General features: G+C 63.0%; 11 protein-coding genes. 8 read left to right on the top strand and 3 right to left on the bottom strand.

What is annotated here, in order from left to right:
* The first annotated feature begins 130 nt into the window (after positions 1–130).
* From J7396_RS03595 to J7396_RS03605, 3 genes are read left to right on the top strand one after another with little or no spacing between them, the layout of a single operon-like run.
* Positions 131–3,307: an efflux RND transporter permease subunit gene (locus J7396_RS03595; RefSeq protein WP_008577268.1), complete on the top strand. Its 3,177-nt coding sequence runs from the start codon at positions 131–133 to the stop codon at positions 3,305–3,307.
* Positions 3,308–3,350: 43 nt separating this feature from the next.
* Positions 3,351–4,082, top strand: coding sequence for an SDR family oxidoreductase (locus tag J7396_RS03600; protein WP_209260967.1), 732 nt, complete (start codon positions 3,351–3,353; stop codon positions 4,080–4,082).
* Entirely contained in the window at positions 4,076–5,500 is a 1,425-nt protein-coding gene (locus tag J7396_RS03605; protein ID WP_031421916.1) for an efflux transporter outer membrane subunit, read from the top strand. The genes J7396_RS03600 and J7396_RS03605 overlap by 7 nt, the downstream gene beginning before the upstream one ends.
* A gap of 255 nt (positions 5,501–5,755) precedes the next feature.
* Here the strand turns inward: J7396_RS03605 and J7396_RS03610 are convergent, their stop codons facing one another.
* The gene (locus J7396_RS03610; protein WP_014089795.1) at positions 5,756–6,730 is read right to left on the bottom strand and encodes a GGDEF domain-containing protein; all 975 of its coding nucleotides are present in this window, start codon (positions 6,728–6,730) and stop codon (positions 5,756–5,758) included.
* 94 nt (positions 6,731–6,824) lie between these two features.
* Here J7396_RS03610 and J7396_RS03615 point away from each other — a divergent pair, with 94 nt between their 5' ends.
* Positions 6,825–7,130 (top strand): hypothetical protein, encoded by a 306-nt coding sequence (locus tag J7396_RS03615; RefSeq protein ID WP_008577261.1) that lies wholly within the window; start codon positions 6,825–6,827, stop codon positions 7,128–7,130.
* Between the two features lie 192 nt (positions 7,131–7,322).
* On the opposite strand, the gene J7396_RS03620 is transcribed toward J7396_RS03615, so the two are convergent.
* Positions 7,323–8,978, bottom strand: a complete 1,656-nt coding sequence (locus J7396_RS03620; RefSeq protein ID WP_209261012.1) for a diguanylate cyclase — start codon at positions 8,976–8,978, stop codon at positions 7,323–7,325.
* Between the two features lie 199 nt (positions 8,979–9,177).
* On the opposite strand from J7396_RS03620, the gene J7396_RS03625 reads away from it, so the two are divergent.
* On the top strand, positions 9,178–9,426 hold the full coding sequence (locus J7396_RS03625) for a hypothetical protein (RefSeq protein WP_014089797.1): 249 nt from the start codon (positions 9,178–9,180) through the stop codon (positions 9,424–9,426).
* Between the two features lie 78 nt (positions 9,427–9,504).
* Positions 9,505–9,681 (top strand): hypothetical protein, encoded by a 177-nt coding sequence (locus tag J7396_RS03630; protein WP_008577255.1) that lies wholly within the window; start codon positions 9,505–9,507, stop codon positions 9,679–9,681.
* Positions 9,682–9,852: 171 nt separating this feature from the next.
* On the opposite strand, the gene J7396_RS03635 is transcribed toward J7396_RS03630, so the two are convergent.
* Positions 9,853–11,643, bottom strand: coding sequence for an asparagine synthase-related protein (locus tag J7396_RS03635; RefSeq protein WP_209260968.1), 1,791 nt, complete (start codon positions 11,641–11,643; stop codon positions 9,853–9,855).
* 440 nt (positions 11,644–12,083) lie between these two features.
* On the opposite strand from J7396_RS03635, the gene J7396_RS03640 reads away from it, so the two are divergent.
* Together J7396_RS03640 and J7396_RS03645 are read left to right on the top strand one after the other, a co-directional pair.
* Complete coding sequence (locus J7396_RS03640) at positions 12,084–12,383, top strand: hypothetical protein (RefSeq protein WP_209261017.1); 300 nt, start codon at positions 12,084–12,086, stop codon at positions 12,381–12,383.
* 526 nt (positions 12,384–12,909) lie between these two features.
* Positions 12,910–14,361 (top strand): DUF6538 domain-containing protein, encoded by a 1,452-nt coding sequence (locus J7396_RS03645; RefSeq protein WP_209260969.1) that lies wholly within the window; start codon positions 12,910–12,912, stop codon positions 14,359–14,361.
* Positions 14,362–14,418 lie beyond the last annotated feature (57 nt).

Below are 14,418 nucleotides of genomic sequence, written 5' to 3' on the forward strand. Positions count from 1 at the left end.
CACCACCTGCAATGGCTGTACTGCTGTATCGCTGCATCGCAGCTCATGACTGCCGGCCTCGTCATCAGGCCGGCCCGGGGCCGCTGTGCCGCGCCGCCACCCGGCGGCAACCTCTTTCAGGACCATCCCAATGGACTTTTCCCGTTTTTTCATCGACCGGCCGATCTTTGCCGCGGTGCTGTCGATCATCATCTTCGCGGCCGGCCTGATCGCCATGCCGCTGCTGCCGATCAGCGAATACCCAGAAGTGGTGCCGCCGAGCGTGCAGGTGCGCGCGGTGTATCCGGGCGCCAACCCCAAGGTCATCGCCGAGACCGTTGCCACGCCGCTTGAGGAAGCCATCAACGGCGTGGAAAACATGATGTACATGAAGTCGGTGGCCGGCTCGGACGGCGTGCTGGTGGTCACCGTGACCTTCAAGCCCGGCACCGATCCGGACCAGGCGCAGGTGCAGGTGCAGAACCGCGTCAGCCAGGCGCAGGCGCGTCTGCCCGAGGACGTGCGTCGCCAGGGCGTGACCACACAGAAGCAATCGCCGACGCTGACCATGGTCGTGCATCTGACCTCGCCCAAGGGCAAGTACAACTCGCTGTACCTGAGCAACTACGCCACCTTGAAGGTCAAGGACGAGCTGTCGCGCCTGCCGGGCGTGGGACAGATCCAGATCTTCGGTGCCGGCGACTACGCCATGCGCATCTGGTTGAACCCGGACAAGGTGGCCGCACGCGGGCTCACCGCCAGCGATGTGGTCGCCGCCATCCGCGAGCAGAACGTGCAGGTCTCCGCCGGCCAGCTCGGCGCGGAACCCATGCCCAACAAGAGCGATTTCCTGCTCTCGATCAATGCGCAGGGCCGCCTCACCACCGAAGAAGAGTTCGGCAACATCGTCATCCGCAGCGGCAACAGCGGCGAGATCGTGCGCCTGAGCGACGTGGCGCGCCTGGAGCTGGGCGCCGGCAACTACACCCTGCGGTCGCAGCTGGACAACCAGAACGCGGTGGGCATGGGCGTGTTCCAGTCGCCCGGTGCCAACGCGATCGAATTGTCCGATGCGGTGCGCGCCAAGATGGCCGAACTGGAAAAGCAGTTCCCGCAGGACATGGCATGGTCGGCCGCGTACGACCCAACCGTGTTCGTGCGCGATTCGATCAGCGCGGTGGTGCACACGCTGCTGGAAGCGGTGCTGCTGGTGGTGCTGGTGGTGATCCTGTTCCTGCAGACCTGGCGCGCTTCGATCATTCCGTTGCTGGCGGTGCCGGTGTCGGTGGTCGGTACGTTCGCTGCGTTGTACCTGCTGGGCTTTTCGATCAATACGCTGAGCCTGTTCGGTTTGGTGCTGGCGATCGGCATCGTGGTCGACGATGCGATCGTGGTGGTGGAAAACGTCGAGCGCAACATCGAAGAAGGCCTGAGCCCATTGGCGGCTGCCCATCAGGCCATGCGCGAAGTGTCCGGGCCGATCATCGCCATCGCGCTGGTGCTGTGCGCGGTGTTCGTGCCGATGGCGTTCCTGTCGGGCGTGACCGGCCAGTTCTACAAGCAGTTCGCGGTGACCATCGCCATTTCCACGGTGATTTCGGCGATCAACTCGCTGACCTTGTCGCCGGCGCTGGCGGCAATGCTGCTGAAGTCGCACGACGCGCCCAAGGATGGTCCGTCGCGGTTGATCGACCGTTTGTTCGGCTGGTTGTTCCGCCCGTTCAATCGTTTCTTCAACACCAGCTCGCACAAGTACCAAGGCGCGGTGTCGCGTGCGCTGGGCAAGCGGGGTGCGGTGTTCGTGGTCTACCTGCTGCTGCTGGTCGGTACCGGTTTCATGTTCAAGCTGGTGCCGGGCGGCTTCATTCCGACCCAGGACAAGCTGTATCTGATTGCGGGCACCAAACTGCCGGAAGGATCGTCGCTGGAGCGCACCAATGAGGTGATCCGCCAGATCACCCAGATCGCGCTGCAGACCGACGGTGTGGATCACGCAATCGCGTTCCCGGGCCTGAACCCGCTGCAGTTCACCAATACGCCCAATACCGGCACGGTGTTCCTGACGCTCAAGCCGTTCAGTCAGCGCAGCCGCACCGCCGCGCAGATCAATGCGGAAATCAACGCACGCATCAGCCAGATCCAGCAGGGCTTCGCGTTCGCCTTCATGCCGCCACCGATTCTTGGCTTGGGCCAGGGCTCGGGCTACTCGCTGTACATCCAGGACCGTGCCGGCCTGGGCTATGGCCAGTTGCAGAGTGCGGTCAATGCGATGTCCGGTGCGATCTCGCAAACGCCGGGCATGCAGTTCCCGATCGGTACCTACCAGGCCAACGTGCCGCAGCTCGATGCCAAGGTCGACCGCGACAAGGCCAAGGCGCAGGGCGTGCCGCTGACCAATCTGTTCGATACGCTGCAGACCTATCTGGGTTCGTCCTACATCAACGACTTCAATCGCTTCGGTCGCACCTATCAGGTGATCGCCCAGGCCGATGGACAGTTCCGCGATAGCGTGGAAGACATCGCCAACCTGCGCACGCGCAACGCCAACGGCGACATGGTGCCGATCGGCAGCATGGTCACGCTGGGCCAGACCTACGGCCCGGACCCGGTGATCCGCTACAACGGCTACCCGGCCGCCGACCTCATCGGCGAAGCGGACCCGCGCGTGCTGTCGTCCACCGAGGCCATGCAGAAGCTGTCCAGCATGGCGCCGCAGGTGCTGCCCAACGGCATGAACATCGAGTGGACCGACCTGAGTTATCAGCAGTCCACGCAAGGCAACTCGGCGTTGATCGTGTTCCCGATGGCGGTGTTGCTGGCGTTCCTGGTATTGGCTGCGTTGTACGAAAGCTGGACCCTGCCGCTGGCAGTGATCCTGATCGTGCCGATGACCTTGCTGTCTGCGCTGTTCGGTGTGTGGCTCACCAATGGCGACAACAACGTGTTCGTGCAGGTGGGTCTGGTGGTGTTGATGGGCCTGGCGTGCAAGAACGCGATCCTGATCGTGGAGTTCGCCCGCGAACTGGAAATGCACGGCAAGGGCATTGTCGAAGCCGCACTGGAAGCCTGCCGCCTGCGCCTGCGTCCGATCGTGATGACCTCCATCGCCTTCATCGCCGGCACGGTGCCGCTGGTGTTCGGCCATGGTGCCGGCGCCGAAGTGCGCTCGGTCACCGGCATCACGGTGTTCGCCGGCATGCTGGGTGTGACCTTGTTCGGCCTGTTCCTGACTCCGGTGTTCTACGTGGCGCTGCGCAAGTGGGTGACCCGTCGCGGTCCCGCAACACCGCCCGCGGTTGCGCACGATCACGCGCACGTCAACGCCTAAGCACGCGTCACTTCCCCCCTACATACATTCGAAGGATTTACACATGAGCAACACCAAGATCGCATTGGTCACCGGCGCAACCCGCGGCATCGGCCTGGAGACCGTTCGGCAATTGGCCACCGCCGGCGTGCACACGCTGCTGGCCGGCCGCAAGCGCGACGACGCCGTGGCCGCGGCCCTCAAGTTGCAGGCCGAAGGCCTGCCGGTGGAGGCCATCCAGCTCGACGTCAACGACGACATCAGCATTGCTGCCGCGGTGGGCACGGTGGAGCAGCGCCATGGTCATCTGGACATCCTGATCAACAACGCCGGCATCATGATCGAGGACATGCAGCGCGCCCCGTCGCAGCAGAGCCTGGAGGTGTGGAAGCGCACCTTCGACACCAATCTGTTCGCGGTGGTCGAGGTGACCAAGGCCTTCCTGCCGCTGCTGCGTCGTTCGCTGGCCGGGCGTATCGTCAACGTGTCGAGCATCCTCGGTTCGCTGACCTTGCACAGCCAGCCCGGCTCGCCGATCTACGACTTCAAGATTCCTGCTTACGACGCGTCCAAGAGCGCGTTGAACAGCTGGACGGTGCATCTGGCCTACGAATTGCGCGACACAGCCATCAAGGTCAACACGGTGCATCCGGGTTACGTCAAAACCGACATGAACGGTGGCGGCGGCGAAATCGAAGTGGAGCAGGGCGCGCGTAGCAGCGTGCAAATGGCGCTGTTGGATGCGCACGGTGCCACCGGCAGCTTTACCCATCTGGGAGAGGTGTTGCCATGGTAAGAAACTTCCTGAGCGTGGCACTGGCTGCACTGGTGCTCAGCGGTTGCGCGGTCGGGCCGGATTACCGCCCCGATCCGCCGGCGGCGGTGACGCTGCAAGGCGCGCAAGACCCGGCATACAGCGCGCAGTCGCCGGTGGGCAACTGGTGGTCGCAGTTCGACGACCCGGTGCTGGAGCAATTGGTGCGCGACGCCTTGTTCGCCAACCACGACCTGCGCATCGCGGTGGCGCGCGTCAAGCAGGCGCGCGCGGTGTTCGTCGAGCGCCGCCTGGATCAGGCGCCGCATATCACCGCGCAAGGCAGCTTCGATCGTCGCGAGCAGCAGCAGGTGATCGCCGGCAATCAGCGCTTTCTGACCGAGCAGACCACGCTCGGTCTGGATGCGGCGTGGGAGCTGGACCTGTTCGGCCGTCAGCGGCGTGCATCGGAGGCCGCGCGTGCCGACCTGGATGCCGAGCAGGCCAACCTGCAGGACGTGCAGGTCACCGTTGCTGCCGAAGTGGCGCGCAATTATTTCGAATTGCGCGGCACCCAGAAGCGCTTGGACGTCTCCAAGCGCACGCTCACCAACCTGCGCGACACCCAGAAGCTGACCCAGACCCGATGGGATCTGGGTGCCGGCAGCGAACTGGACGTGCAGAGCAGCCTGGCGCGGTTGAAGGCGATCGAGGCGGATATTCCGCTGCTGGAAACCGCCGAGGCGCAATACCGCCACCGTCTGGCTGTATTGCTGGGCCAGCAACCGGACGCGTTGGATGCCACCTTGGCCGCGCGCGAGATGCCGGCGTTCGCGCGCCCGCTGCCGCTGGGCGATACCGCCGGCTTGCTGCGTCAGCGTCCGGATGTGCGCGGCGCCGAGCGCCGGCTGGCGGCAGCCACCGCGCAAGTGGGCGTGGCCACTGCCGACCTGTTTCCGCGCATCAGCGTGAGCGGATTCGTCGGCTTCCTCACCGGCGACGCAGCCAGGTTGACCGAGGGCAACGCCAAGGCCTGGTCGGTGACCCCGTCGATCAGCTGGGCCGCCTTCGATTTCGGCACCGTGCGTGCGCGCTTGCGTGCCAGCAAGGCGCAGGCCGAAGGTGCGTTGGCCCAGTATCAGCAAACCGTATTGCTGGCGCTGGAAGACACCGAAAACGCGTTGATCGGCTATGGCCGCCAGCAGGCGCGCCTGGCCATCGTGGTGGAGCAGGCCAATGCCGCGCGGCGTGCCGAGCAGCTGGCGCAGATCCGCTACCGCGAGGGCTCGGAAGACTTCCTCACCCTGCTGGATGCGCAGCGCACCCAGCTGGCGGCCGACGATGCGTTGGCGCAGGCCGAAGCGGCGGTGAATGTCGGCGTGGTCGGCGTGTACAAGGCGCTCGGTGGCTGGAAGCAGGACCAAGCGCCTGCGGCACCGGTGGCCGTGGTCAATCGTTGAACGATGCGCGCGGGGCGGCCAGTGGGTCGCCCCGCAGTTCTGGCTGCAGCGTCAGAGCTAACGAGGCGGTCGAACGTGTGCGGGTGATGGTTGGCGATACCGGCCATGCATCCGACTCCATCGGTTCGCTCGCCTCTGACAGGCGCGCTACCGCCGCTTCATCAGCACCATCGCATTCGTGACCAATGCGATTACCCAGCTGCCAGCTGCGTGTGCCCAGGCGGACCCCTGCGCAGCAGGCATGCCGCCAGGTGCCTATTCGGCGACCCGCACGCTGTCGCGTCCGCCGTTCTTGGCCAGATACAGCGCTGCATCGGCACGCGAAAACCAGTCCTGCCAATGCGTTTCGCCATCGTGGCGCGCCGCACCCAGCGAGACGGTGATACGCCCACCGGGTCCGCGCAAGCCGTTGCGTATCACCTTGCGCAAGCGTTCGGTGGCCGCTTCCAGTTCGGCCAGCGAGCCGGCACGCAGCAGCACCACGAATTCTTCGCCGCCAAAACGGAACACCTGGTGCGGTTCGCGGACTTCGAAGCGCAGGATGGTGGCCAGATCCGAGAGCGCCGCATCGCCGGCGGCGTGTCCGTACAGATCGTTGACCTCCTTGAAGTGATCCAGATCCAGGATGATCAGGCTGTTGAGCCGGTCGTGCGGTTGGCGTTGATCGATCTGGTGGGTCAGCGCACGTTCCAGCATGCGACGGTTGGGCAAGCCGGTCAGCGCGTCCAGCGAGGCCAGTTCTTCCAGATGCACGCGGTCGTCCTGCATCCGCAGCGAAAACGCGTAGCCCACCGCCAGCGTCACCAGCGTCACCACGATCGTCGACACACCCTGGCCGGGGCTGGTGATCAAGCCGGGCAAGAACAACAAGGCGGCCAGCAGCGGCAAGCTCAACAACACCGCGCGTCGCGGCCCGCACAGGAAATAATTGGTGGCCAGCACCGGGAACAGCCACGGCAGGGCGCCATCGCCACCAGTCCAGCACGCCACCAGGCACCCGCCAACATTGATCGACGCCAGCCACACGCCGCCGGCGCCGGTGTCTTCGGCACTGCGCATCTGCCAGCCGCGCCATACCGCGAGCACGCCCAGCGCCGCGGTGACCAGACACGCAACTGCCTGACCGGTCATGGCCAGGTACACCGCATAGAGGCAAAGCAACAGCGCGGTGATTGGCCCGAGCATCTTGACGATGCCGAGTCGGAAATCCCGCCGCAGGTGGAGGATCACAGGGAAGGTTCTATAGGAGTCGGCATCATTATCGGCGGAGTGCGGTCAAAGTTGAGCGTGTCTTCATCACCGCAATGGGTAGGAAAGTGAAGTGTTGCAGCGCAAGGCTTCGCACATCCTTGACGGCGCTGCCGCAAACGTATCGTTTTGGTTGTCGGAGTCTGCCATGCCCACCCGCGAAGAACTGGCCACGCGCCTGGACGCGTTGCAGGAAGAGTTGCCCAAGTTGTCGGCAGATGAAGATGCGGATTTCGACTACCTGGATTTTCAGGCGCGTGCCGAAGCGATCCTGAGCAGCGCCGCGCAGGACGATGCCGCCTATGTGCGCACGCGTATCGACGGCATGCTGGCCGGTGCGGGCCTGATCCCCACCGACGACGCGGGCCAGTCCTGCGGCTGAGGCCTCGTCTTGGCATGAGCCCATGTGCCTGTGCATTTGTCGCTGCAATGCACGCGCCAGCGAATGATCCGAGCATCTTCGTTCAGGCGCTCGCACCCGGGTTCGCCAAGCGCGCGCGATGTGGATCTGAGCGTCGACCGCGCGACACAGGCCTCTGCGACAGACCGCAGCAGCACGCCCGGCTGCTTGCGTTCAGGCCACGAATGCAAGCACATCCGCGCTCACGACCTGATTGCGGCCACCCTGCTTTGCGCGATACAGCGCCGCGTCCGCCCGTTGCAGTAACGAGGCCACGGTGCTGGCGTGAGCGGGAAAGCTGGCCGCGCCGAACGAGGCGGTGACCTTCGGCAGACAGACGCCATCGCCCATGACCTGCAGGGCCTCGATGCCGGCGCGCAATTTCTCCGCCATCATGCACGCGGTTGGCAGATCGACTTCGGGCAGGATGATCGTCAATTCTTCGCCGCCGTACCGGCAGCAGATGTCCTCGCCACGCGTCTGCGCCAGCAACAATTCGCCAATGGCCGCCAGCACGCGGTCGCCGCCGCTGTGCCCGTGCAGGTCGTTGAACCGCTTGAAGTGATCCACATCCAGCATCAGCACCGACAAGGGCAGCTCGCGGCGCGTGCAGCGCGCCAACTCGTGACTGAGGGTTTCTTCCAGATAGCGGCGGTTGTACAGGCCTGTCAGCGGGTCGCGGATCGATTGCTGGCGCAGCGTTTCGCGCAGGCGCAGGTTGTGCAGCGCCAAGGAGAGTTGTTCTGCTGCCGCCTCGGCCACGGTCAGCGAGGCAAGATCGTCAGGGTCTTCGCTACGCAATGCCAGCATCCCCAGCTGCGTGCCCTGCGCCGATAGCGGAATACAGGCGGTGGCCGCATGCGCCGGGAGGTTGACGCCGGCATGCTGGCACAGCATGCCCTGGCCGGCGTCCATCACCACATGGGTGCGGTCGCGGCGCAGCGCCCAGCAGTTGTCCGGCGCGATGCTGGCACTGGCGTCGTCTGCCATCTCGCCCCAGGCAACCACCTGTTCGGCGCGATCGCGCGAGGCGCGTAGCAAGTAGACCGCGCCGGCGGCACCGGGAATCAGCGGTGCAATCGTGCGTGCAGTGATTTCCAGCGCTTCTTCGGCATCGCGGCAGTTCTGCAGCAACCCGGAGTAGCGTGCCAGCGCCTCCAGGCCAGCGGAGGTGCGTTCGAGTGCGGCAAACGACTCGATCAGGCGCTCGCTGGTCCGGCTGGCGTCGTTTTCGGCACGCGTACGCCGTTCCAGCTCGCGCGACAACAAGCGGTACGCCAACAGCATCACCAGCAAGCCACTGGCAATGCCGATCACGGTCACCCACAGCACCCACTGTGCGCTGCGGGTGGTGGCTGCATTGCGCCTGATCAGTTGCTGCCGCTCCAGCTCCGTCATGGTCTGCACCTGGCGGCGCAGCGATGAAGAGGTCTGGAACACCCCGCGCGCGATGGCAGCACGCGCGCCATCCAGGCCTTGCTTGCGATAGCTATGCAATAACTCGTCGATCTGCACCAGGCGCGCGTCCACCAAACGGCTCAGCACGACCACATTGCGCCGCTGCGTCGGGTTGTCCTGCACCAGGGCGTCCAGCCGCACGATGCGCTCGGGCAGGCGGCCGATCGCATCGGCATACACGCCCAGAAAGGCCTCGTTGTCGGTCAAGACATAGCCGCGCGCCGACGATTCCGCCGACAGCATGCCCGCCTGGATTTCGTCGATGCTGGCAATCACTTCCTGGGTGTGCGTTACCCAGCCGGCGTCCGACAGCGAACGCTGCATCGTGAGGTACCCGCCCACGCCGATCAGGACAAAGATCAGCCCACCCACCAGCAAGGCCCCGGCAGCACGACGTTTGGTTCTTTTGGTCAACACCGCGTTCCCCCGGCACGATTGTCTGGTCGAGGCCGATGCAAGCCGCGTGCCTACGCTCCACTTCGCTTGCCGAGTCAGCTGGCAGACGGCACATTGCCCCCGGAAGCAGCGTCGTGGCGGTATGCTGGCAAGCAGTCACCGAAAAGGGCGCCCGTTGGTCATTTTTCTAGGCAATTACCAACTCACCTGTCATGCCGTCAAAGGCGATACCCCCGCCCATGGCTGGGTGGCAGGCTGGGATATTGCGCAGATCGGCATCGGCCGCGGCGCGAACCTGGCAGGCGCCGCGCTGTCGTCGACCTTTCCCGACCATCGCAGCGCCATGGCAGCCGCCCGGATTGCCGGCATGGTCACGCTGGAAGCCATGCACGCCAAGGCGCAAGAGCAGCGCGAGTACGCCTGAGCGGGAAGCCCTGACGGCTGGCACGCGATTTGCTCGGGTTTGATCAGGGCGCCGTCGAGCGTCTCTGGAGCAAGTGCAATGGAAGAGCCCAATAAAAGCGCACTGGCGTTGCTGCAACACGAAGCCAGCGCGTTGCTGGCCTTGTTCGATCAACTCCGCGGCGATGCCGCCCCGCGGTGTGCAGCTGCCGACGACCGGGCAGGGGCCCTCGTTCGTCGCGATGAGCCCGACCATGCCGCGCGCGTCACTAACTGACGCAGCGCGCGCAGTCTGCTTCGTCCTTCGCAATGGCCAACGTCTGACCTCTGCATCGGGAAATCCCGGCCTTGTCCGTTTATCTCTGGGGCGAGGTTGAAGCGGGTGGGCAGGGCCCCAGCACGCACTGACGCATGTCGCAACGCGCAAGCGCTTTCGGTGACCTCGCTGTCAAACGAACGCCTCAATGGTGAGGTGGCTTATACCTTCTGGATCGCGATGGCACGCCTCGTCCACACAAAAGGAGGGCCGCTGCTGCCAGCGTTGCTGCCAAGCCTGGAACATGAGAATGGGCCAAAGATGCGTGTGCCACTTTCGTTGACCTGCGATGAACGCTTGCCAGAGATGCGTCACCACCCCGACGTCGAAGACGCCTTGCTCTTCAAGTTTTGAAGGTGTCAACAAGTCTTCAGCCCACTCGCGTAAGGGGCCGCGTAGCCAGCGGCCGACAGGCGCACCGAAGCCTCGCTTGGGTCGGTAGATAAGCTCCTGCGGCAGATACAGTTCGAGCAGGCGCTTCAAAATGTATTTTTGCTCCCCACGAACCATTTTGAGCTTGAGCGGAATCTGCCAGGCCAGCTGAAATACCTGCTGATCCAGGAAGGGGGAAGACGTGTTCAGGCCATGCAGCATGCACGCGCGGTCGACTTTGGTCATGAGTCCTTCCCCAAGTTCCATGGCAATGTCCATAAAGAGAACGCGCTCGCCTGGGGATCCGACGGTCAGCTGCTCCATGGGGGTGTCATAGATCGTGGGGTACTCCATGGAGCCAAGCACGGCGCAATGGGGGTTGCGCCAACGCGAGACCCTGAGCAGGTAGCTCTCTTCCACCGAGCGGCTGATCGTCTCCCCCAGGGCCGCTCGCCATCCGCCCAAACGGGCCGACTCCTTCGTGTAGACGCCCCGGCGACGCAGCGAACAGCGCAGCGTGTCCGGGATCATGGAGCTCAGGCGCGCATTGCGCAGTGCACGCGCATACGCGGCATGGCCGAAGAACAATTCGTCGCCTCCATCGCCTGTCAGCATGTGACTGACTTGGCGGCGCGCGGAGCCTGCTGCAAGCAGTGTCGGAATCTGGGACGAGTCCGCAAAGGGTTCGCAAAACGCCTCCGATATCTCCGGCAGAATGGCCACGGCCTGCTGATCGCTGATGCGTTGTTGGAAATGCCGCGTACCGAGATGGCTTGCAACCTTTTGTGCCCAATCCATTTCGTCGTGGTCGGCATCCTCAAATCCGATGGTGACGGTATCGACAGGTGTTGAGCGTTGCGACTGCAGGAGGGACGTGATGAGGCTGGAATCGGTTCCTCCCGACAGGAATGAACCAGTCCTGCGATCGCTGACGCGGTCAACCGCCATCGAGAGCGCATCCTGCAGGCGGCTGATCGCACGCTCTTCGGTCACATGCTCTCTTGCTTGCTTGCTTGCTTGGATTAAGTTGCTGACATTTCTTTTCGGATGCCAGTAGCGCGCCCCCTCGCTGGGGTCGTGATGGGGCGCACCGCGTTCCACATCCAGCGTGCTGAAAACTTGAATGGTTCCTGCCGCTAGTTTGAAGATGCCTCGATGGATGCTATATGGCGATGGAATGTAGCCGTATCGCAGCAGGAGCGTCAGCGCATTCCGATCGAGCAAGTTACTGAAGCCGTGAGAGGAAGCGATCGCTTTGAGTTCAGAAGCAAACACAAGACCCTGATGTGTCCAGCCGTAGTACAGGCTGCATTGACCGATGCGGTCGCGCACTAGCGACAGCGTGTGTAATCGACGATCAAGGATGGCCAGGCAGAAGCTGCCATCGATGAGCTCTAGGGTTTGCTGCAGCCCCAACGACTGAATACTTTGCGCGATCCTTGCGGCAGAGGTGTTGCTCTCACAAGCCTCTGGTGTGCTGTAAAGCGGCGAGAGGCCATTGGCGCGTCCAGCCAGAGCGACAAGATAACGACCATCGGCAGAAAAGCCCATGCGAGTCCCCGGGGTGCCAGAGCTCCCGCATGCAGCAAGTACCAGGGGCGTGTCAACGACGGTTGCCACACACGCTTTATCTCCACGGTGCTTCATCACAGCAACCATCGCACTTCCACGCCGTCCTAGCGTGCTGCTGTCTTTGTGAGAATTTGGTTCCAACCACAATCCACAGATACCCGACATCTGACCCGTCCGCCCTTGACCATATAGAGAGGTGCACTGGGCCGGGCAACGCGACTTGCTGGCGACGTCGTTCCCGATCCGGTGCGGCGCGCATGGTGGGCTGGTCGTATGGGGATTCCGCCTGGAAATGATCAAGGAACGGTTGAGAGGGCGCTGTTTTTTGAGCGCTTTGCATCGATGTCGCTCCGGTGCGCTGCGTCATGTCGAGCGCGTGGATGGCCGCGTGCAACCAGGCGCAGCGATGACTCGAACAGGTGACAGATGGCGTTTGCCTGATCGCTCTCTCGCCCGCCACGTCGCCGGCAACCAATGACTGCGCCCCTGCGGAGATCGTGGCCGACAAGGCGCCCCGGCATCGGCTCATCGAAGTCGATATCGGGATGCCGGACCGCGTGCCGGTGCTGGCGGAATCCGAGCGCAGCTTTGGCGCGGCATATCGCAAGGTGGGCGAGGGCATCGTGGGGGTATCGACGTTGGCCATTGGCTGCATGCCCCCAGATGTCCCCAGCGTCGCATGGCGTGATACGTTCACCTGCGCACTGCGTCGCACATGAAAAAGGCCGAGAACCCTTGTTTTACGGGGGTTCCCGGCCTTCTCAGGACCTCATCGGTCCGCTCATTGGTGGAGGTGGGCGGAGCCTGAAGACGCCCTTACGCAAGCCATTGACCCTAAAGCATTTTGGGTCTTCCAGCTGAGCCTGCTTTGATACCTCAAATGATACCTAAAGTCAGAGCTGAGTGAGTAGGGGGTGCTGCTGATCAGGTGCAGCGAGCGGTCGGCTGCACCGCTTGATCGCTAGCCCATTCTGAGATGCCTGCTCAGCAGTCCAGCTTGCTTCTGCGTCTTGGCTTGACGCACTCCAAGACCGATGCCTCAGGGCTTGGCGATAGGCCAAGTCCTCGGCTGCTGACAGCTGCTCCCGCAAAGCGAAGCCGCAACCTTGACCACCAGTTGCCTCCGGCGATAGTGCTGCCCCCCGCACTCGGTTTGAGAGGTTGATCGGTCCACGCTGTCGTCGTTTTCGGAGCTCAATCGAAGCTCCAAGAGAGGCAAAGCAGCGCGCAGCCGGTTCGTTGTTGATGCGTATCCCTCGTTATTTGTCGCGTTCGTTGCCCTCCGGTCGATGGTCCTTTCGGCAGCGGGTTCCCACTGATCTACAACCGCTGCTCGGCTTGCAGGCGATCAAGCGCACCTTGCATACGACCGTTTTGGAAGAGGCGCAACTGCGCGCTGCCACCTTGGCATCGCACTACGAGCGGCTGTTCGCGCGGTTGCGGGACGACGGGTTAGATCGACGCGGTCAGGCAGACGCTTCCGCATTGGTGACATCCGCCTCTGCCGCAACCCCCTTCCGCAACCTGACCTTGCATCGAACTAGGACGCCAGACGGGACCGTGCATGAGCGTTGGCAAATCGACAGCACCAAAGGCGTGAGATTGTTTCGAGAACTCCACGAAGGCCTCGGCTCGGAAGGCGAACGACCGGTCCCACTGCCGGCGTCGCCACTGGCTGTGACAGCGTATGCCACCAAGCTCGGCTCGACCCTTGAGCCAATGACGCTTGGGAAGGCGCGACATGCGTGGTTGGCGACCTTGAAGGGACGCACCTTGCCCAAGACCTATGTCATCAAGAAGTCGGCCATCCAAGCATTGGTGGACTACCTGGGTGAGAAGACGAAGATCCATACAATCACGCGGTCAGACCTAGCTCGCTGGTATCAGCAGATGCGGAAGGAGGGTGCGTCCACGCCAACGCTGACGAACAAGCAGAGCTACATGGGCGGGAAAGGAGGCTTCTTCGATTGGGCTATGGTCTCCGGTCACTACCCCCAAGGCGATAATCCGGCGAAGGGTCATGTGAGCTATTCGGCAAGGGAACGGCGGGCTCGACGGAAGCTTGGGTTTAAGGCTTTTGATCGTGAGCAAATCCAGGCAATCTTCTCGCCGGTCAACTTCCCCAGGCTTTCTCCAAATGCCCGCTGGGCAGCGCTCATTGGCCTTTACACGGGAGCCAGAGCCTCTGAGGTTGGACAGTTGTTGGTGGCGGATGTGTTCAACGAGGACAACATCCCTTGCATCCGGATTTCAGATGAGGGAGAGCACCAGAAGGTCAAAACCGAGGTAAGCCTGCGCACGGTGCCCATCCATCCCGAGCTGCTGGCGCTGGGGTTTTGGGACTGGGTTGAGAGCCGAAAGGCTGCTGGTCACAAGCGCTTGTTCCCGCACGCCAAAGCAGATGCCATGAACGGGCAGGGGAACTGGATCACGAAGGCGTTTAGCCATTACCTGGGCGAGATCGGCAAAGACTGGCCGAAGGCAAAGCGTGGGTTCCACTCGTTGCGGAAGACCTTCATCCAAGAGCTGCAAGGCTTGGGTGTGTCATCGGAGCTGCGTGCGCAGATCGTGGGGCACGAATTGGATGATGAGCATCATTCAACCTACAGTAGGGTCTTCACAACGCGAGAGAAGTTGGTCGGATTGAGTCAACACTGTCCTGGACTGGAAAAATTTAATTTCCGTCTTCAATTGTAGAGTGCTGCTTGACAAGAATTTCTCCTGGCTTATTTTTAGTAAAAAGGGGGGTGTATG

Source organism: Xanthomonas sp. A1809, from assembly GCF_017746015.1.
Classification (GTDB): Bacteria; Pseudomonadota; Gammaproteobacteria; order Xanthomonadales; family Xanthomonadaceae; genus Xanthomonas; species Xanthomonas euvesicatoria.